We start from the raw sequence: 18,481 nt of genomic DNA, 5'->3' as shown, positions 1-18,481 counted from the left end.
TATGACAAGAGAAGAAAAATCACAAGTAATTGAGGACTTAACTGCAGAATTAGCCGAAAGCGCAAATATTTATTTAACCGATATTTCAGGATTAAATGCAGGAGTAACCTCAGACTTACGTCGTGCCGCTTTTAAGGCCAATGTAAGAATGGCAGTTGTTAAAAACACATTGCTTGCTAAAGCTATGGAAGCTTCAGACAAAGAGTTTGAAGAACTTCCAACGGTTTTGAAAGGAAATACAACGGTAATGTATTCCGAAACAGGTAATGCACCAGCTAAGTTGATAAAGAACTTCCGTAAAAAATCTGAAAAGCCTCTATTAAAAGGAGCTTTTATTGAGGAAGCTATTTACATTGGTGACGAACAATTGGATGCTTTAGTTGAAATTAAATCTAAAGACGAGTTGTTAGGAGAAATTGTAGGATTATTACAATCTCCAGCCAAAAACGTTGTTTCTGCACTTAAATCGGGTGGAGGCACATTAGCTGGACTTATAAAAACACTATCTGAAAAAGAAGGATAGTATTAAGCAGTACGCACTTTATTACAATTATATTATTACAAAAATTTATTAAAACGGTAGAAAAATGGCAGATTTAAAAGATTTCGCAGAACAATTAGTTAACCTTACTGTAAAAGAAGTAAACGAGTTAGCAACTATATTAAAAGATGAGTATGGCATCGAACCTGCTGCAGCTGCAGCAGTAGCAGTTGCTGGTCCTGCTGGCGGTGGAGACGACGCTGGTGAAGAGCAAACTGAATTTGATGTAATCCTTAAAGCACCAGGTGGTTCTAAATTAGCTGTTGTAAAATTAGTTAAAGAATTAACTGGATTAGGATTAAAAGAAGCTAAAGGTTTAGTTGATGAAGCACCATCTCCAATCAAAGAAGGTGTAGCTAAAGATGAAGCTGAAGCTCTTAAAGCTCAATTAGAAGAGGCTGGAGCTGAGGTTGAGCTTAAGTAAGCTTAACAACTCAAAAACTTAAAGGTTTAGGTCTGGAGAGGTATCTCTAAGACCTAAACCATTTTGCGTATATAACAATTATATATGCTTTCACTATTTTTTTAATCAAAATTCCGTCCATTGATGTTATCAACACAAGCTGAAAGATTAAACTTCTCCTCTATTGTAAATAGAACGGAATATCCCGACTTTTTGGATATTCAGATTAAATCCTTCCAGGATTTTTTCCAATTAGAAACTAAATCTGAAGAAAGAGGTGATGAAGGGCTTTATAACACCTTCATGGAAAACTTTCCAATTACAGATTCACGTAATCAATTCGTATTAGAATTCTTAGATTACTTTGTAGATCCACCCAGATATGCCATTGAAGAGTGTATTGAAAGAGGACTTACTTACAGCGTTCCGCTAAAAGCAAGGTTAAAGTTGTACTGTACGGATCCTGAACATGAGGATTTCGAAACCATTGTTCAAGATGTGTACTTAGGAACCATACCTTACATGACGCCAAGCGGTACTTTTGTTATTAACGGTGCCGAGCGCGTAGTGGTATCGCAATTACACCGTTCGCCAGGGGTATTCTTCGGGCAATCGTTCCATGCTAACGGAACAAAATTATATTCAGCAAGGGTTATTCCATTCAAAGGATCATGGATTGAGTTTGCTACAGATATTAACCAGGTAATGTATGCTTACATTGATAGAAAGAAAAAGTTACCGGTTACAACGCTTTTCCGCGCTATTGGTTTTGAGCGTGATAAAGATATCTTAGAAATTTTTGATTTAGCCGAAGAAGTTAAAGTATCAAAAACTGGATTAAAAAAATACTTAGGAAGAAAATTAGCGGCCCGTGTACTTAACACATGGCACGAAGATTTTGTTGATGAAGATACTGGTGAAGTAGTATCTATCGAGCGTAACGAAATTGTATTGGACCGTGATACGGTTTTAGATAAAGACAACATTCTTGAAATCGTTGATGCCGATGTAAAAACTATTCTTTTACATAAGGAATCTAACGAGCAAGGTGATTACGCGATTATTCACAACACGCTTCAAAAAGACCCAACAAACTCAGAAAAGGAGGCTGTTGAGCATATTTATAGACAATTACGTAATGCCGAGCCGCCAGATGAAGAAACGGCACGTGGTATTATAGATAAATTATTCTTTAGTGACCAACGTTATTCTTTAGGTGAAGTAGGTCGTTATAGAATGAACAAAAAATTACAGTTGGATATTGGAATGGATAAGCAAGTGCTTACCAAAGAAGATATCATTACCATCATTAAATACTTAATTGAGCTTATTAACTCTAAAGCAGAAATTGATGATATTGATCACCTTTCAAACCGTCGTGTACGTACAGTAGGTGAGCAGTTATCCTCTCAGTTTGGTGTTGGTTTAGCTCGTATGGCACGTACCATACGTGAGCGAATGAACGTTCGTGATAACGAGGTGTTTACACCAATCGATTTGATTAATGCGAAGACATTATCTTCTGTAATCAACTCGTTCTTTGGTACGAATCAATTATCTCAGTTTATGGATCAAACCAATCCGTTGGCCGAGATTACTCATAAACGTCGTTTATCAGCACTTGGACCTGGAGGTCTTTCAAGAGAAAGAGCAGGTTTCGAGGTACGTGACGTTCACTACACGCACTACGGACGTTTATGTCCTATTGAAACACCTGAGGGGCCAAACATTGGTTTGATTTCTTCACTTTCAGTATATGCGAAAGTGAATTCAATGGGATTCATTGAAACACCTTACAGGAAAGTAGAAGATGGTGTTGTAGATATTAAAAATGAACCAACATATTTAAGTGCAGAGGAAGAGGAAGAAAAACTAATTGCACAAGCAACTGTTAAAGTTGATGATGACGGTAAAATTCTTCATGATAAAGTAATTGCACGTATGGAAGGTGACTTCCCGGTAATCGATCCTAAAGAGATTCATTACACAGATGTGGCACCAAACCAGATTTCGTCAATTTCAGCGTCATTAATTCCGTTCTTGGAACATGATGATGCGAACCGTGCATTGATGGGATCAAACATGATGCGTCAAGCGGTTCCATTATTACGTCCGCAATCTCCAATTGTAGGTACCGGACTTGAGCGTCAAGTAGCGTCAGATTCCCGTGTATTGGTTAATGCAGAGGGTAGTGGTGTTGTTGAGTATGTTGATTCAAAAGAAATCAAAATTAAATATGACCGTACTGAAGATGAAGCTAAAGTAAGTTTCGATACCGATATCAAAACTTATCAATTGGTGAAATTCAGAAAAACCAACCAAGGTACCAGTATCAACTTAAAGCCTATCGTTAAAAAAGGCGATAAGGTTAAAAAAGGCCAGGTGCTTTGTGAAGGTTATGCTACGCAACAGGGCGAATTAGCGCTTGGTAGAAATATGAAAGTAGCCTTTATGCCTTGGAAAGGATATAACTTTGAGGATGCGATTGTAATTTCTGAAAAAGTAGTACGCGAAGATATTTTCACGTCAATTCACATTGATGAATATTCACTTGAGGTTAGAGATACCAAGCTTGGTAACGAAGAGTTAACTAACGATATTCCTAATGTTTCTGAAGAAGCCACAAAAGACTTAGATGAACATGGTATGATTCGCGTTGGTGCTGAAGTGAAGCCTGGTGATATCTTAATTGGTAAGATTACACCTAAAGGAGAATCTGATCCTACACCGGAAGAAAAATTATTACGTGCTATTTTTGGTGATAAAGCTGGTGATGTAAAAGATGCATCGTTAAAAGCGTCGCCTTCATTAAATGGTGTAGTAATTGAGAAGAAATTATTCGCCAGAGCGGTAAAAGATAAACGTAAAAGAGCGCAGGATAAAGACGATATTTTAGCTCTTGAAGCACAGTACGACAGAAAGTTTGATGAATTAAAAGACATTTTAGTTGAAAAACTTTTTGCTATCGTAAACGGAAAAACGGCGCAAGGTATTTTTAACGATTTAGGTGAAGAGGTGTTACCAAAAGGTAAAAAGTTCACTTTAAAAATGTTAAATGCCGTTGATGACTATGCACACTTGGTATCTGGAAAATGGACTACCGATGACCATACGAATCAATTAGTGGCCGATTTAATCCACAATTATAAAATTAAGGAAAACGACTTACAAGGGGCATTGCGCCGCGAAAAGTTTACCATTTCTGTTGGTGATGAATTGCCATCTGGAATTATAAAATTAGCGAAAGTTTACATTGCTAAAAAACGTAAACTTAAAGTAGGTGATAAAATGGCAGGACGCCACGGTAACAAAGGTATCGTTGCCCGTATTGTTCGTCAGGAAGATATGCCTTTCTTAGAAGACGGAACACCAGTTGATATTGTATTGAACCCACTTGGTGTACCATCGCGTATGAACATTGGTCAGATTTACGAAACGGTATTAGGTTGGGCCGGGCAAAAATTAGGTCGTAAGTACGCTACGCCTATTTTTGATGGTGCTAATATCGATCAAATCAATGCCCTTACTGATGAGGCTGGAATTCCAAGATATGGCCATACCTATCTTTATGATGGTGGAACTGGTGAGCGTTTCGATCAACCTGCAACAGTAGGTGTGATTTACATGCTGAAATTAGGACACATGGTTGATGATAAAATGCACGCACGTTCTATTGGACCTTACTCATTAATTACACAACAACCATTGGGAGGTAAAGCCCAGTTTGGAGGTCAGCGTTTTGGTGAGATGGAAGTTTGGGCACTTGAGGCTTATGGTGCATCAAGTACCTTACGTGAGATTTTAACTGTAAAATCCGATGACGTTATTGGTCGAGCTAAAACATATGAGAGTATTGTTAAAGGTGAACCAATGCCAGATCCAGGATTGCCAGAATCTTTCAACGTATTAATGCATGAATTGAAAGGTTTAGGTTTGGATATCAGGTTAGAGGAGTAAAATATAGTTTACAGTTACAGTGTCCAGCTAGTAGTTTAAACTAAATACTAAATACTGAATACTGAGACTGAGACTGAAAACTTAAGAAAATGGCAAGAAAACAAGATAAAAATACAGTAAAGAGGTTTAATAAAATCTCAATTGGTCTAGCATCACCAGAGTCTATTTTGGCAGAGTCTAGAGGTGAAGTTTTAAAACCAGAGACTATCAATTACCGTACACACAAACCAGAGCGTGATGGTTTGTTTTGCGAGCGTATATTTGGTCCTGTAAAGGATTACGAATGTGCCTGTGGTAAGTATAAAAGAATTCGATATAAAGGTATTGTTTGTGACCGTTGTGGCGTTGAGGTAACCGAAAAGAAAGTACGTAGAGATAGGGTAGGACACATTAATTTGGTAGTTCCTGTTGCCCATATTTGGTACTTCCGCTCTTTACCCAACAAAATAGGATATTTATTGGGCTTACCATCCAAAAAGTTGGATATGATTATTTACTACGAGCGTTACGTAGTCATCCAGCCTGGTATTGCTAAAAATGAAGAAGGCGAACCATTACAAAAAATGGATTTCCTTACCGAAGAGGAATACTTGAATGTTCTAGAGTCACTGCCACAAGACAACCAATATTTAGACGATTCAGACCCTAACAAGTTCTTAGCTAAAATGGGTGCTGAGTGTTTAATTGAATTATTGGGAAGAATAGATTTAGAATCATTGTCGTACGAGTTACGCCATAAAGCCAATACCGAAACGTCTAAACAACGTAAAACAGAAGCGTTGAAACGTTTACAAGTTGTTGAAGCTTTACGTGAATCTAACCAAAATAGAGAAAATCGTCCGGAGTGGATGATTATGAAGGTTATTCCAATCATTCCACCAGAATTACGTCCGTTAGTGCCGCTTGATGGTGGTCGTTTTGCGACTTCAGATTTAAATGATTTATACCGTCGTGTAATTATCCGTAACAATCGTCTTAAGAGATTGGTTGAAATTAAAGCACCTGAAGTAATTTTACGTAACGAAAAACGTATGCTTCAGGAGTCCGTGGATTCTTTATTTGACAACACGCGTAAATCATCTGCAGTAAAAACCGATTCTAATAGACCATTAAAATCATTATCCGATTCATTAAAAGGTAAGCAAGGGCGTTTCCGTCAAAACTTACTTGGTAAACGTGTTGATTATTCGGCTCGTTCGGTAATTGTTGTTGGTCCAGAATTAAAATTACACGAATGCGGATTGCCAAAAAACATGGCAGCCGAACTTTATAAGCCTTTTGTAATTAGAAAATTAATTGAAAGAGGTATCGTAAAAACGGTAAAATCTGCTAAGAAAATTATAGATAAAAGAGAGCCAGTGGTTTGGGATATCTTGGAGAATGTTCTTAAAGGGCATCCGGTATTGCTAAACCGTGCTCCTACGCTTCACCGTTTAGGTATTCAAGCCTTCCAACCTAAGTTAATCGAGGGGAAAGCGATTCAGTTACACCCATTGGTGTGTACTGCATTTAATGCCGATTTCGATGGTGACCAGATGGCAGTTCACTTACCACTTGGACCAGAAGCTATTTTGGAATGCCAGCTATTAATGTTGGCTTCCCATAATATCTTAAACCCAGCAAATGGTTCGCCGGTAACGGTTCCTTCCCAAGATATGGTGCTTGGCCTTTACTACATGACTAAAGAGCGTAAGTCTACACCTGAAGTACCAATTAAAGGAGAAGGTTTAACGTTCTATTCTCCTGAAGAAGTAGAAATTGCTTTTAACGAGAAGAGAGTAGACTTGAATGCGGGTATCAAAGTAAGAACGCTTGATATCAATGAGGAAGGTAAGTTAGACCGAATGATTGTTGAAACTACAGTAGGTCGCGTGTTGTTTAACCAACATGTACCTCAAGCAGCAGGTTTCATCAACAAAGTATTGACCAAAAAATCATTACGAGATATTATTGGTGATATTTTAAAGGTAACTTCGGTTCCAGAAACAGCAGATTTCTTGGATGCAATTAGAACCTTAGGTTTCAAATTCGCCTTCCAAGGTGGTCTTTCATTCAGTTTAGGTGATATTATTATTCCACCTGAAAAGCAAGATATGATTGATAAAGCCAATGGATTGGTTGACGGTATTACTGGAAACTATAACATGGGACTTATCACTAATAACGAGCGTTACAACCAAGTTATTGATATTTGGACTTCGACAAATGCTGAATTGACCGAGTTGTCAATGAAACGTATTCGTGAAGACCAACAAGGCTTTAACTCGGTGTTTATGATGCTTGATTCCGGTGCTCGTGGATCTAAAGAACAGATTCGTCAGCTTACTGGTATGCGTGGTTTGATGGCAAAACCAAAAAAATCCAATGCCGGTGGTGGAGAGATTATTGAAAACCCAATTCTTTCAAACTTTAAAGAAGGGCTTTCAATTTTAGAGTACTTTATTTCAACGCACGGTGCACGTAAAGGTCTTGCCGATACCGCACTTAAAACTGCCGATGCAGGTTACTTAACGCGTCGTCTGGTTGATGTATCCCAAGATGTAATTATCAATACAGAAGATTGTGGTACCTTAAGGGGGGTTGAAGTTGAGCCACTGAAGAAGAATGATGAAGTTGTTGAAACCTTACAAGAACGTATTGTAGGTCGTGTATCATTAAACGACGTATACAATCCTGTAACAGACGAATTATTGGTTTCTGCAGGTGAGTTAATTAACGATAAAATAGCTAAGACTATACAAGAATCGCCACTTGAAAGAGTGGAAGTGCGTTCACCTTTAACTTGTGAAGCCTTACAAGGTATTTGTGCTAAGTGTTATGGTCGAAACCTTGCTACTGGTAAAATGGTACAACGTGGAGAGGCTGTAGGTGTGGTTGCCGCTCAATCTATTGGTGAGCCTGGTACACAGCTTACACTGCGTACATTCCACGTGGGTGGTATTGCTGGAAACATTTCAGAGGACAACAAGTTGGTTGTTAAGTTTGATGGTGTAGCCGAAATAGAAGACCTAAAAACAGTTAAAGGAAAAGATTCTGAAGGAAACGAAGTAGATATTGTTATTTCTAGAACCTCAGAGCTTAAACTTGTTGATAAGAAAACAGGAATTGTTTTAAGTAATAATAACATTCCTTATGGTTCTAACTTGCACATTAAAAATGGTCAAGAATTATCTAAAGGCGATGTTGTTTGTACTTGGGACCCTTATAACGGTGTAATTATTTCAGAATTTGCTGGTAAAGTAAAATATGAAAACATCGAGCAAGGTGTAACCTACCAAGTGGAAATAGATGAGCAAACAGGTTTCCAAGAAAAAGTAATTTCGGAATCCAGAAACAAAAAACTAATCCCGACACTTCATATCGAAGATAGTAAAGGGGAAACCATCCGTTCGTATAACTTACCGGTTGGCTCTCACTTAATGATTGATGATAACGAGAAAATTAGTGTTGGTAAAGTATTGGTAAAGATACCGCGTAAGTCTGCAAAAGCAGGTGATATTACTGGTGGTCTTCCTCGTGTAACCGAGTTGTTCGAAGCACGTAATCCATCTAACCCTGCTGTTGTTAGCGAGATTGATGGTGTGGTATCGTTCGGTAAGATTAAACGTGGTAACAGAGAGATTATCGTTGAGTCTAAATTAGGTGAAATCAAAAAGTACTTGGTTAAACTTTCAAATCAAATTCTTGTTCAAGAAAATGATTACGTTAAAGCAGGTATGCCACTTTCTGATGGTTCAATTACACCTAATGATATTCTTGATATTAAAGGACCTTCTGCAGTACAACAATATTTAGTAAACGAAGTACAAGAAGTTTACCGTTTGCAAGGTGTGAAAATTAACGATAAACACTTTGAGGTTGTTGTAAGACAGATGATGCGTAAGGTTAGAATTATCGACTCGGGCGACACTATCTTCTTAGAAGATCAATTAGCGCATAAAGCTGATTTCATCAAGGAAAATGACGATATTTTTGGAATGAAAGTTGTCGAGGACGCTGGAGATTCTGACAACCTTAAAGCTGGACAGATTATATCGCCACGTGAGTTAAGAGATGAAAACTCTATTTTACGTAGGGAAGACAAACAACTTGTTGTAGCAAGAGATGCTAAACCGGCAACTGCAACACCAATATTGCAGGGTATTACAAGAGCGTCGTTACAAACTAAGTCGTTTATTTCTGCGGCATCGTTCCAGGAAACAACTAAAGTACTTAATGAAGCAGCAGTAGCTGGTAAAGTAGATACTTTAGAAGGCCTAAAAGAAAATGTAATTGTTGGACATAGAATCCCAGCAGGTACTGGTATGAGAAGTTATTCTGATATCATAGTAGGCTCAAAAGAAGAGTTTGATGAAATGATGCAGGTAAAACAAGAGTTAAATTATAACTAATGAACAAAATCAATCCCGCACTAAGCGGGATTGATTTTTTATAACCCATAAAAATCATGGCAGACGAAAAAGAAAAACAAAAACAAGGACAAATTAATATCGAGTTGGATGAAAAAGTAGCAGAGGGAACCTATTCCAATTTAGCTATTATAAACCATTCTGTATCTGAATTTGTTGTTGACTTTGTAAATATCATGCCAGGTGTACCCAAGAATAAAGTAAAGTCTAGAATAATATTGACACCACAACACGCCAAGCGTTTATTAAAAGCATTGGGTGATAATGTGGCTAGATTTGAAAATGCACATGGTGAAATTAAAGATTACGAGCAACCGCCAATACCATTGAATTTTGGACCAACCGGCCAAGCTTAAAAGTTATAAAGTCTCTGTTTTTTTACAGGGACTTTTTTCTTAGAGTTCGCTGTGTTCTAACTTTCTATTTAAATGAAATTTTAAAGCGCCAGAAGGACAACGGTTTACTTGCTTTTGTATGCTATCGGGCGATGCGTCATTGATATCTACCCAAGGGATAACCGAATTCATAAAAACCTCAGAAAGGTCTTTAATACATCTTCCGGAAAGCGAACAGAGACTGGGGTCGTACGTTACAGTAATTTCTTTATTACTGAACTCTTTAGCATTAATTTCCATAGTTAAATCAATTTGGGGTCGATCTAGTTGGTACTTCAAGTTAAAAATAGCTTCAAGTTTTAGATCAAAAAAATCGGTCAAAAATTAAAAAATGGTTAAAAGTATAGATGAGATGAATTATGGTTAGTTTTAATCAAATTCTGATACAAAATGAAATTTTAAACTAGGGTATTTTTGTTGGCTCATTTGAAGTGAAAACGGCGAATCTGCCAAAAACACCAATTGCCCACGTTTGTCTTTTGCCAAAAAACGTTGTTTAACCCTCAAAAAATCTTTAAATTCTTCACTTTTTTCATCTTCGGTTTCAATCCAACAAGCTTTATAAACGTTCAGGTTTTCATAAGTACATTTGGCACCGTATTCGTGCTCCAATCGGTATTGAATCACTTCATATTGTAGTGCGCCAACCGTACCAATTACTTTGCGACCGTTAAGATCAAGGGTGAATAATTGCGCAACACCTTCGTCCATTAACTGGTCAATACCTTTGTAGAGTTGTTTTGACTTTAATGGATCGGCATTATTGATATATCTAAAATGTTCTGGCGAAAAACTAGGAATGCCTTTATAGTTTATCTCTTCACCCTCGGTTAAAGTGTCGCCAATTTTAAAGTTACCAGTATCGTGCAAGCCTACAATGTCACCAGGGTAGGACACATCAACAATTTCCTTTTTTTCAGCAAAAAATGCATTGGGACTCGAAAATTTTAGTTTTTTGTTGTGTCTAACGTGCAAGTATGGTTTATTTCTCTCAAACTTACCGGACACTATTTTTATGAAGGCTAAGCGGTCTCTATGGTTGGGGTCCATATTGGCATGAATTTTAAAAACAAACCCGGTAAATTTGTCCTCGTTGGGTTCAACCAACCGCTCTTCACTTTGCTTGGGCCTAGGTTTTGGTGCAATTTCAATAAAACAATCCAAAAGTTCGCGAACACCAAAATTATTTAATGCCGAACCAAAAAACACAGGTTGTTGCTTACCATGTAAATATTCATCTTTATTAAAATCAGGATAAATGCCTTCAACCAATTCAATTTCTTCCCTTAAGGTATTGGCAGCTTTTTCACCAACCAAGCCATCTAATTCTGGCGAGGCCAAATCTGAAATTTCAATGGTTTCTTCAATATTCTTTCGGCTATCGCCGCTAAACAAATTAACGTTTTTCTCCCAAAGATTATAAATGCCTTTAAAATCGTATCCCATACCAATGGGATAACTCAAGGGTACTACTTTTAGTCCTAGTTTTTGCTCAATTTCATCCAGAAGGTCGAAGGCATCTTTTCCTTCTCGGTCTAATTTATTGATGAAAACAATCATGGGAATGTTGCGCATACGGCAAACTTCAACCAGTTTTTCGGTTTGTTCCTCTACACCTTTTGCAACGTCTATTACTACAATTACACTATCAACTGCGGTTAAAGTTCTAAAGGTGTCTTCAGCAAAATCTTTGTGTCCGGGGGTGTCGAGGATGTTTATTTTTATGCCGTTATATTCAAAAGCCAAAACAGAGGTAGCTACCGAAATACCACGCTGGCGCTCAATTTCCATAAAGTCACTGGTTGCCCCTTTTTTAATTTTATTGCTCTTTACGGCACCTGCTTCTTGAATGGCACCACCAAAAAGCAGTAATTTTTCAGTCAGGGTAGTTTTACCCGCATCAGGGTGCGAAATGATACCAAAAGTTCTTCTGCGTTGTATTTCTTTTAAAAAGCTCATAACTGTTTTTGCAAATGGGTTGCAAAGATACTATTTCTTGTTCATTAAGAAATATAACTTATACTATCATTTCATTTTTCTATTTAGAAATAGGTGTTTTATAAATTTACTTGGTATTTTTGTTAGACTATGATAGAAGAAAAAGTAATTTTAGTTAACGAAAAAGACGAACAACTTGGTTTAATGCCAAAGATGGAAGCGCACGAAAAAGCATTGCTTCACCGCGCGTTTTCGGTTTTTGTTTTTAATGATGAAAACGAATTGATGGTTCAGCAACGGGCATTGCATAAATACCATACACCCGGTTTGTGGACCAATACCTGCTGTAGTCACCAACGGGAAGGCGAAAGCAACATTGAAGCCGGCAAACGCCGCTTAATGGAAGAAATGGGCTTTGTAACCGAACTGCAGGAATCCATATCGTTTATCTATAAAGCACCTTTTGAAAATGGGTTGACAGAACACGAATACGACCATATTTTATTGGGTAAATACAATGGCGAACCTAATATCAATCCCGATGAAGTGGCTAGTTGGAAATGGATGTCTTTAGAGGATATTAAGGCTGATATAACCAAAAACCCCGATGCTTACACAGCGTGGTTTAAAGTGATTTTTGATAAATTCTACGAACACATAAACATTAAATCATGAAAGTTACAGTGAGTAGAAAGGCACATTTTAATGCCGCACATAGGCTTTACAGACCAGATTGGAGCCATGAAAAGAACGACGATGTTTTCGGTAAATGTAACAACCCTAATTTTCATGGGCATAACTACGAACTTATTGTGAGTGTAACTGGCCCTATAGATGAGGAAACAGGTTATGTTATCGATATGAAAATTTTAAAGGATATCATTAAAAGTGAAGTTGAAGATGCCTTCGACCACAAGAATTTAAACTTAGAAGTTCCAGAATTTAAAACCTTAAACCCAACGGCCGAAAACATAGCTGTAGTGATTTACAACAAAATAAAGCCCAAGTTAGAGCAAGAACTGGAACTTGAAATAACATTATACGAAACCCCCCGAAATTATGTTTCTTTTTCGGGAAAATCATAAAACCCTATTATGTCCAACCAATTATACCCTCTTAAATTTCACCCCATATTGAAAGATAAAATTTGGGGTGGACAAAAATTAAAAAACCTTCTTAACAAAAAATCAAATTTGCCCAACATTGGCGAAAGTTGGGAAATAAGTGATGTAGAAGGTGATACCTCTGTAGTAAGCAATGGCGAACTTAAAGGAAAATCGCTGAAGCAATTGCTGGAAACATTTCAGTCTGATTTAATAGGTAAAAAAAACTATAAAATTTTTGGTGATAAATTTCCGCTTTTAATAAAGTTTATCGATGCCAAACAAGACCTATCCATTCAATTGCACCCTAACGATGAGTTAGCGGCAAAACGCCATAATTCTTTTGGAAAAACTGAAATGTGGTATGTTTTTCAGGCTGATGACGACGCAAACTTAATAGTAGGTTTCAACCAAAAGATAACTCCAGAAAAATATTTAAAGCACCTAGAAAATAAGACTTTAACTAAAATCTTGAATTTTGACAAGGTAAAAACAGGCGATACCTATTTCATTGAAGTTGGACGTGTACATGCTATTGGTGCCGGGGTTATGGTTGCTGAAATACAACAAACAAGTGATATAACGTATCGCGTTTACGATTGGGACCGTGTGGATGATCAGGGTAACGAACGCGAGCTCCACAACGACTTGGCTATTGATGCCATTGATTTTAATATGGCTGATAATTTTAGGGTCAACTATTCTAAAACACCAAACCAATCTAATGAGATGGTGAGTTGCCCTTATTTTACAACAAGTTATTTAGAGGTTTCAGAAAAGCTCAATAAGCAAAACACACAAGACTCATTTTACATTTATATGTGTGTTGATGGAGAGGCTACACTATCAGCAAATGGTATTTCAGAGCATCTGGTAAAAGGCGAAACCTTATTACTCCCGGCAGGAATAAAAAATTACTCCATTGAAGCAAAATATGCTAAGCTGTTGGAAGTTTATGTGTGATTTTCTTGAATGTAATTATTAAGTTAAATCGCAATATTCCTGTTAATTAATTACCTATTTTTGCGTAAATTTTAAACAATATAAAAATGGCAAATGTTAGAGACCTAAAAAAAGATATCAACTATGTGTTAGGTGATATTATAGAAAGCGTGTATGTTTGGGAATACTCAAATACAGATAAAGGTGTTGAGAAAAGTGGAGCGATTATAGATGAGGCAATTGAAACTTTTGATGAATTGATGGCAAAGGTTAATGCTAAAAACATCGAAAACCCAAAGGCCCACTTTGATGGTGTGAGAAACGAACTGGAAGAAAAAGGAAACGCTTTAATTGAAAAAATAAATAAGCTATAATTTTTTTAACGGATTGCTTGCAGATTTAATTTTTGAGATTATATTTGCACCCGTTAAATAAGCCGATATAGCTCAGCTGGCTAGAGCAGCTGATTTGTAATCAGCAGGTCGTGGGTTCGAGTCCCTCTATCGGCTCTACACAAAAACGCCTTTCAATCGAAAGGCGTTTTTTGTTGCTATTATTTTGTGCTTTCTTCTTCCTCTTTTATCTGTTTGATAAACGCATCCAATTCTTTACCGTATTTTGATGCCTTAACTTTAGGTGTAAGCGAGTTGTTAATGGTGTCCAATAAACTTAATTTCGCATTGTAGATTTCACTAAGTGCCAAATAGGGGGCTACCTCGCTATCTTTGTTGTTAATGGCAAAATTAACGGTGTAAAGGTATTTGCGTTTTAAAATGCTGTTGGCTTCTTTTTTTAGCGAATCGATTTTGGCCGTGTCGCCCGCTTTTTCAGCTTCAAAACTTTCTTTTATCAAGTCAAGGTTTCTATTGTTTATTTGGGTTATGGTCTTGTTATATTCTTCAAAAACCTTTTGTTGTTTCGATCCTTTAATTTTAGCGTCAAAAACAAAGTTTTTTAATGTCGTGTTTATTTCAGTAGTACCTTTATCTGCAAAAAATACTATTCTGTCTTCAATGGCACTGTTTTTATCCAGATATAAAAAGAAAACTTGTGGACTTTCAATGGGACTGTGTAATTCAAATACAGAGTTACCGTTTATAGCTACAGAGTCTAAAGTAACCAAGCTGGTGTCTTTTACCTTTTTAAGGTAAACAACTCCTTTTTTTAGGTCTTTGATGCTACCTTTTACAATTAAGTTGTTTTTTTCGTTACTGCAAGCCATTATTAACAAGGCAAGAAGTAGAGTTGAAATTTTTCTCATGGAGTGAATAATTTTTAAAGAAGGCAAATATCTTATAATTATATATTAAAAGCTAATGGCTTCACGATATTTTAAAGTGTTAAAAAAGTGCAAAAAATGTATTCTTTTATAATTTGGCATGAGTATTGCTTAATTGTTTGCAGATACATTCTAGTATATAGTTTATTGAGTAGTTACTTTAAACTTCAGAATTGTATTTCATATTTTGGTTGGTTAGTTAGTAAAAGAGCACCTTTTTTTGGGTGCTTTTTTAATGTTTGAAGGTTTATTTTTAAACACTTCAGGTTTTTAAAATCATGTATTTCATCGATTAAAGTGATTATTTTGTCAATAAATGTTAAAATTTAATGTATTTCATCGATTTTAAATGTTTTTTATCGGTCAGATATGTTTAATAATTATATCTTTGGAGTGTACTAAATAACACACTTTTTAGTTCAATGGATTAATTAATTAATATTTGCATTATGTTGTTGATACGGAGACCCCAAATCTAACATCATAATATAAAAAGCAAATTGAAGAGGCCGGGTTTGAGGGAACCCGGCTTTTTTTATGCAATAATCCGAAATGTGAGATTAATGCGTTTGCCAATAGGTTTTTTAGTTTTTGGAATTTGATGTAGCCAATTGCGCTGTGTAGCACCTTTCATAAGTAATAAACTGCCATGCTCCAGTTTAATTTTAGTTTTCAATGTTTTATCTGTTTTATGCTTTAAGTGGAAAATGCGTTCTTCACCCAAAGAAACAGAAGCTATAATAGGATTTAAACCAAGTTCCTTTTCGTTATCGGCATGCCAGCCATTGCTGTCTTGGCCGTTTCGGTATAAATTTGCCAAACAACTCGTAAACTTTATTTTTAGCTCGTTTTCTAGAATTTGCTTTATTAGCAATAAATGCCCTCCAAACGGTTTGGGTCGCATTTTAATATTGCTATATCCGTATGGTTTATCGTTGTCTGCAAAAAATGCGGTAAGTCTTGGTTGGGCATAAGTCTTTCCAAAAACGGTAATGTTATCTTGCCGCCATTCAATTTCGGCCATTAGGTTTTTAAAACAAGTGTCTGCTTCTCTATTGCTAAAAAAATTAGGAAAGTAAAGTACTTCGGCATCTTTTAAGTTCAAATTAATTTTAGATGTCTGCCGCATTGTCTTTTATTTTCTAAATTAGCGTAATTTAATTTTAAAATGAAGCATACGTTAAGGTTTTTGTTATTGTTTTTTATTACCAATGTTGCGGCACAATTGCCCGAGGGTTTTGTTTATGTTAGGGATTATATACCAGATTTAGATGTTGAATTGCGTTATTATGGTTCTAATAATTTTGTAGGAAAACCTATTGATGGCTATCATGCCAATACATTAATTCTTACCCAAGCGGCAACTCAAGCCCTAAAGCATGTGCACGAGGCGTTGCAGGAGCAAAACTTGTGTTTAAAAATATATGACGGCTACAGGCCCCAGCGGGCTGTAAACCATTTTATTAGATGGGCCAGGGACTGGCATGATACGATTAATAAGCATCGGTTTTACCCTAATGTTAAAAAAAAGAATTTGTTTAAGGAAGAATATATTGCTTCAAGATCAGGTCATAGTAAGGGAAGCACAGTTGATTTAACAATTATTGACGGCAATACAGGAAAGCCTTTGGATATGGGAAGTCCTTATGATTTTTTTGGTAAGGAATCCTGGGTGTTGTATAATAAGATTACCGAAAAGCAAAAAGCCAACAGACAATTGTTGCAAAAAATTATGTTAAAATACGGCTTTAGGAATTACCCAAAGGAATGGTGGCATTTTACTTTACGTGGCGAACCATTCCGGAATACCTTTTTTGATTTTCCCATTGAATAAATTTTAATACCAACGTTTCTTTTTCTTTTTTGAAGCTTTGCTTTTTCTGCCTTTTTTGTGTTTGCTACCCGTTTTTTTCGACTTATGCACTATGGGTTTAGCTTTTGGGTCTAACGGATAGGGGTGGTTTTCAACCACATTGATTTGAAGTTGGATGAGCTGCTGAATACTTTGCACATAATTTTTTTCGTCTGCCGAACAAAACGAATGGGCGGTGCCCTTATTTCCAGCACGTGCCGTACGGCCAATACGGTGTACGTAGGTTTCGGGTATGTTTGGTAAATCGAAGTTTATAACGGCGTCGAGTTCATCTATATCAATACCTCGGGCGGCTACATCGGTAGCAATTAAAACATTGACTTTGCCTGCTTTAAAACGGTTTAATGCTTCTTGTCTCGCTGTTTGACTTTTGTCGCCATGAATACTGTCAACCTTATAACTGTTTTTCAGCAGTGTTTTTTCAAGTTTGTCAACGCCAAATTTGGTACGCCTAAAAATAATGATGTTTCCTCTAATTGTATTTCGCAATAAATGTAAACACAATTCAATTTTATTTCTTTTGGGGACATAGTATAGAAGTTGGTTAACATTTGTTGATGTAGAAGAATTTTGTTCAACCTCAATACGCTCAGGGTTTTTTAAAATGGTGTTGGCTAAATATTGAACTTTGTGCGGCATAGTAGCTGAGAACAAAAGCGTTTGCTTTTCTCGTGTGCACAAACGTTCAATTTTTCTAACGTCATCAATAAACCCCATATCTAGCATAAGGTCTGCCTCATCCAGAACTAAGGTTTCAACATAATCAAGGTTAATAATATTTTGCTTATGTAAGTCCAGCAGCCTGCCCGGTGTAGCAATTAAAATGTCAACGCCTTTTTTTAAAACGTCTTTTTGAGGCTCTATAGAAACACCTCCAAAAACTACAGTAGTTCTTAGGTTTGTGTAGTTGCTATAGATTTTAAAGTTGTCTTCAATTTGAATAGCAAGCTCTCTGGTAGGGCTTACAATTAATGCCTTAATCTTTTTCCCTTTTTTAGGGCTGTCTTGGTTATTTAATAATAGTTGTAGAATGGGCAAAGCAAATGCAGCTGTTTTTCCGGTACCTGTTTGTGCCGAAACGACAAGGTCTTTTTGATTTAAAACCAACGGAATAGCTTTTTCCTGAACTGTTGTTGGGGTATCATAGCCGGCCTCGGCCACGGCTCGTAAAATGGGCTTCTTTAATTGAAGGTCTTTAAAGGACATTTAAAATATTTTGCTGTAAAGATACGGCAAATTTAGGAGCGAATGGGTTTAACTTTCATGGCATCCCAATGCTCATCTACATTAATTTGTTTGGTAGGCTTTAGGCGATAGTCGCCTAAAAAATCCCAATCGTATTCTAAATGAAGTTTTGAAATTTCGCCTTTAGTGGTCTCGTTTGGGAAGAACACCCAAATAACAGAACCTTCCATTAATCTTGGAAAAAGCGTGAGCATTTGGTTTATAAATTCTTCCTTAGTTTTGGAGAAAACAACAGCACACTCTACGCAAGAAGTGGTCACCAAGGATTCTGAATGATTTATATCCGTAAAAACCGTCTCAAAATTGTCAGGTTTATTAAGGATATAAATATCATCAAATTTTTTGAGTTTTAATTTTTCAATAAGTGCTCGCATAACCTAAAGATACAAAAAAATG

General features: G+C 36.6%; 16 protein-coding genes and 1 tRNA gene. 11 read left to right on the top strand and 6 right to left on the bottom strand.

Features of this window, described 5'->3' with window-relative positions; genetic code table 11:
* Position 1: 1 nt before the first annotated feature.
* The 5 genes from rplJ to GSB9_01163 all read left to right on the top strand — a co-directional run bounded on the left by rplJ (position 2) and on the right by GSB9_01163 (position 9,666).
* Positions 2-523, top strand: a complete 522-nt coding sequence (rplJ, locus tag GSB9_01167; protein UKM64616.1) for a 50S ribosomal protein L10 — start codon at positions 2-4, stop codon at positions 521-523.
* 64 nt (positions 524-587) lie between these two features.
* Positions 588-965: a 50S ribosomal protein L7/L12 gene (gene rplL / locus GSB9_01166; GenBank protein UKM64615.1), complete on the top strand. Its 378-nt coding sequence runs from the start codon at positions 588-590 to the stop codon at positions 963-965.
* A gap of 123 nt (positions 966-1,088) precedes the next feature.
* Entirely contained in the window at positions 1,089-4,901 is a 3,813-nt protein-coding gene (rpoB, locus tag GSB9_01165) for a DNA-directed RNA polymerase subunit beta (GenBank protein UKM64614.1), read from the top strand.
* Positions 4,902-4,990: 89 nt separating this feature from the next.
* Positions 4,991-9,292 (top strand): DNA-directed RNA polymerase subunit beta', encoded by a 4,302-nt coding sequence (rpoC, locus tag GSB9_01164; protein UKM64613.1) that lies wholly within the window; start codon positions 4,991-4,993, stop codon positions 9,290-9,292.
* Between the two features lie 56 nt (positions 9,293-9,348).
* Positions 9,349-9,666 carry a DUF3467 domain-containing protein gene (locus tag GSB9_01163; protein UKM64612.1) on the top strand — a complete coding sequence of 106 codons (318 nt, stop codon included), beginning with the start codon at positions 9,349-9,351 and terminating at the stop codon, positions 9,664-9,666.
* 39 nt (positions 9,667-9,705) lie between these two features.
* Here GSB9_01163 and GSB9_01162 read toward each other — a convergent pair whose 3' ends face one another.
* A complete protein-coding gene (locus GSB9_01162; GenBank protein ID UKM64611.1) occupies positions 9,706-10,026 on the bottom strand; it encodes a (4Fe-4S)-binding protein in 321 nt (106 codons plus the stop codon).
* Positions 10,027-10,074: 48 nt separating this feature from the next.
* Positions 10,075-11,664, bottom strand: a complete 1,590-nt coding sequence (locus GSB9_01161; GenBank protein UKM64610.1) for a peptide chain release factor 3 — start codon at positions 11,662-11,664, stop codon at positions 10,075-10,077.
* 129 nt (positions 11,665-11,793) lie between these two features.
* Here GSB9_01161 and idi point away from each other — a divergent pair, with 129 nt between their 5' ends.
* The 5 genes from idi to GSB9_01156 all read left to right on the top strand — a co-directional run bounded on the left by idi (position 11,794) and on the right by GSB9_01156 (position 14,197).
* On the top strand, positions 11,794-12,318 hold the full coding sequence (idi, locus tag GSB9_01160; protein UKM64609.1) for an isopentenyl-diphosphate Delta-isomerase: 525 nt from the start codon (positions 11,794-11,796) through the stop codon (positions 12,316-12,318).
* On the top strand, positions 12,315-12,728 hold the full coding sequence (locus tag GSB9_01159; GenBank protein UKM64608.1) for a 6-carboxytetrahydropterin synthase: 414 nt from the start codon (positions 12,315-12,317) through the stop codon (positions 12,726-12,728). The genes idi and GSB9_01159 overlap by 4 nt, the downstream gene beginning before the upstream one ends.
* Before the next feature lie 9 nt (positions 12,729-12,737).
* Positions 12,738-13,709 carry a class I mannose-6-phosphate isomerase gene (locus GSB9_01158; protein ID UKM64607.1) on the top strand — a complete coding sequence of 324 codons (972 nt, stop codon included), beginning with the start codon at positions 12,738-12,740 and terminating at the stop codon, positions 13,707-13,709.
* Positions 13,710-13,795: 86 nt separating this feature from the next.
* Positions 13,796-14,062, top strand: a complete 267-nt coding sequence (locus GSB9_01157) for a hypothetical protein (protein UKM64606.1) — start codon at positions 13,796-13,798, stop codon at positions 14,060-14,062.
* A gap of 61 nt (positions 14,063-14,123) precedes the next feature.
* Positions 14,124-14,197: transfer RNA gene (locus tag GSB9_01156), tRNA-Thr, on the top strand.
* Between the two features lie 44 nt (positions 14,198-14,241).
* Here the strand turns inward: GSB9_01156 and GSB9_01155 are convergent.
* Positions 14,242-14,949, bottom strand: a complete 708-nt coding sequence (locus tag GSB9_01155) for a DUF4369 domain-containing protein (GenBank protein UKM64605.1) — start codon at positions 14,947-14,949, stop codon at positions 14,242-14,244.
* 553 nt (positions 14,950-15,502) lie between these two features.
* Positions 15,503-16,096, bottom strand: coding sequence for an alpha-ketoglutarate-dependent dioxygenase AlkB (locus GSB9_01154; GenBank protein ID UKM64604.1), 594 nt, complete (start codon positions 16,094-16,096; stop codon positions 15,503-15,505).
* A 39-nt stretch (positions 16,097-16,135) separates the two neighbouring features.
* Between GSB9_01154 and GSB9_01153 the strand changes: the two genes are divergently transcribed.
* Positions 16,136-16,801, top strand: coding sequence for a M15 family metallopeptidase (locus GSB9_01153; GenBank protein ID UKM64603.1), 666 nt, complete (start codon positions 16,136-16,138; stop codon positions 16,799-16,801).
* A 3-nt stretch (positions 16,802-16,804) separates the two neighbouring features.
* Here GSB9_01153 and GSB9_01152 read toward each other — a convergent pair whose 3' ends face one another.
* The gene (locus GSB9_01152; GenBank protein ID UKM64602.1) at positions 16,805-18,046 is read right to left on the bottom strand and encodes a DEAD/DEAH box helicase; all 1,242 of its coding nucleotides are present in this window, start codon (positions 18,044-18,046) and stop codon (positions 16,805-16,807) included.
* A 32-nt stretch (positions 18,047-18,078) separates the two neighbouring features.
* Positions 18,079-18,459, bottom strand: coding sequence for a hypothetical protein (locus tag GSB9_01151; protein UKM64601.1), 381 nt, complete (start codon positions 18,457-18,459; stop codon positions 18,079-18,081).
* Positions 18,460-18,481 lie beyond the last annotated feature (22 nt).

It is taken from the genome of Flavobacteriaceae bacterium GSB9 (assembly GCA_022749295.1).
Taxonomy (GTDB): Bacteria; Bacteroidota; Bacteroidia; order Flavobacteriales; family Flavobacteriaceae; genus Flavisericum.
The sequence above is the reverse complement of the archived record's forward strand: the minus strand, read 5'-3'. Positions and strand labels throughout refer to the sequence as shown.

Excerpts from the sequence above, each read along its gene's own strand:
- rpoC (UKM64613.1), top strand. The coding sequence starts at position 4,991 with ATGGCAAGAAAACAAGATAAAAATACAGTAAAGAGGTTTAATAAAATC.
- rplL (UKM64615.1), top strand. The coding sequence starts at position 588 with ATGGCAGATTTAAAAGATTTCGCAGAACAATTAGTTAACCTTACTGTA.
- GSB9_01151 (UKM64601.1), bottom strand. The coding sequence starts at position 18,459 with ATGCGAGCACTTATTGAAAAATTAAAACTCAAAAAATTTGATGATATT.
- GSB9_01154 (UKM64604.1), bottom strand. The coding sequence starts at position 16,096 with ATGCGGCAGACATCTAAAATTAATTTGAACTTAAAAGATGCCGAAGTA.
- GSB9_01152 (UKM64602.1), bottom strand. The coding sequence starts at position 18,046 with ATGTCCTTTAAAGACCTTCAATTAAAGAAGCCCATTTTACGAGCCGTG.
- idi (UKM64609.1), top strand. The coding sequence starts at position 11,794 with ATGATAGAAGAAAAAGTAATTTTAGTTAACGAAAAAGACGAACAACTT.
- GSB9_01161 (UKM64610.1), bottom strand. The coding sequence starts at position 11,664 with ATGAGCTTTTTAAAAGAAATACAACGCAGAAGAACTTTTGGTATCATT.
- GSB9_01153 (UKM64603.1), top strand. The coding sequence starts at position 16,136 with ATGAAGCATACGTTAAGGTTTTTGTTATTGTTTTTTATTACCAATGTT.
- GSB9_01155 (UKM64605.1), bottom strand. The coding sequence starts at position 14,949 with ATGAGAAAAATTTCAACTCTACTTCTTGCCTTGTTAATAATGGCTTGC.
- rplJ (UKM64616.1), top strand. The coding sequence starts at position 2 with ATGACAAGAGAAGAAAAATCACAAGTAATTGAGGACTTAACTGCAGAA.
- GSB9_01158 (UKM64607.1), top strand. The coding sequence starts at position 12,738 with ATGTCCAACCAATTATACCCTCTTAAATTTCACCCCATATTGAAAGAT.
- GSB9_01157 (UKM64606.1), top strand. The coding sequence starts at position 13,796 with ATGGCAAATGTTAGAGACCTAAAAAAAGATATCAACTATGTGTTAGGT.
- GSB9_01163 (UKM64612.1), top strand. The coding sequence starts at position 9,349 with ATGGCAGACGAAAAAGAAAAACAAAAACAAGGACAAATTAATATCGAG.
- rpoB (UKM64614.1), top strand. The coding sequence starts at position 1,089 with ATGTTATCAACACAAGCTGAAAGATTAAACTTCTCCTCTATTGTAAAT.
- GSB9_01159 (UKM64608.1), top strand. The coding sequence starts at position 12,315 with ATGAAAGTTACAGTGAGTAGAAAGGCACATTTTAATGCCGCACATAGG.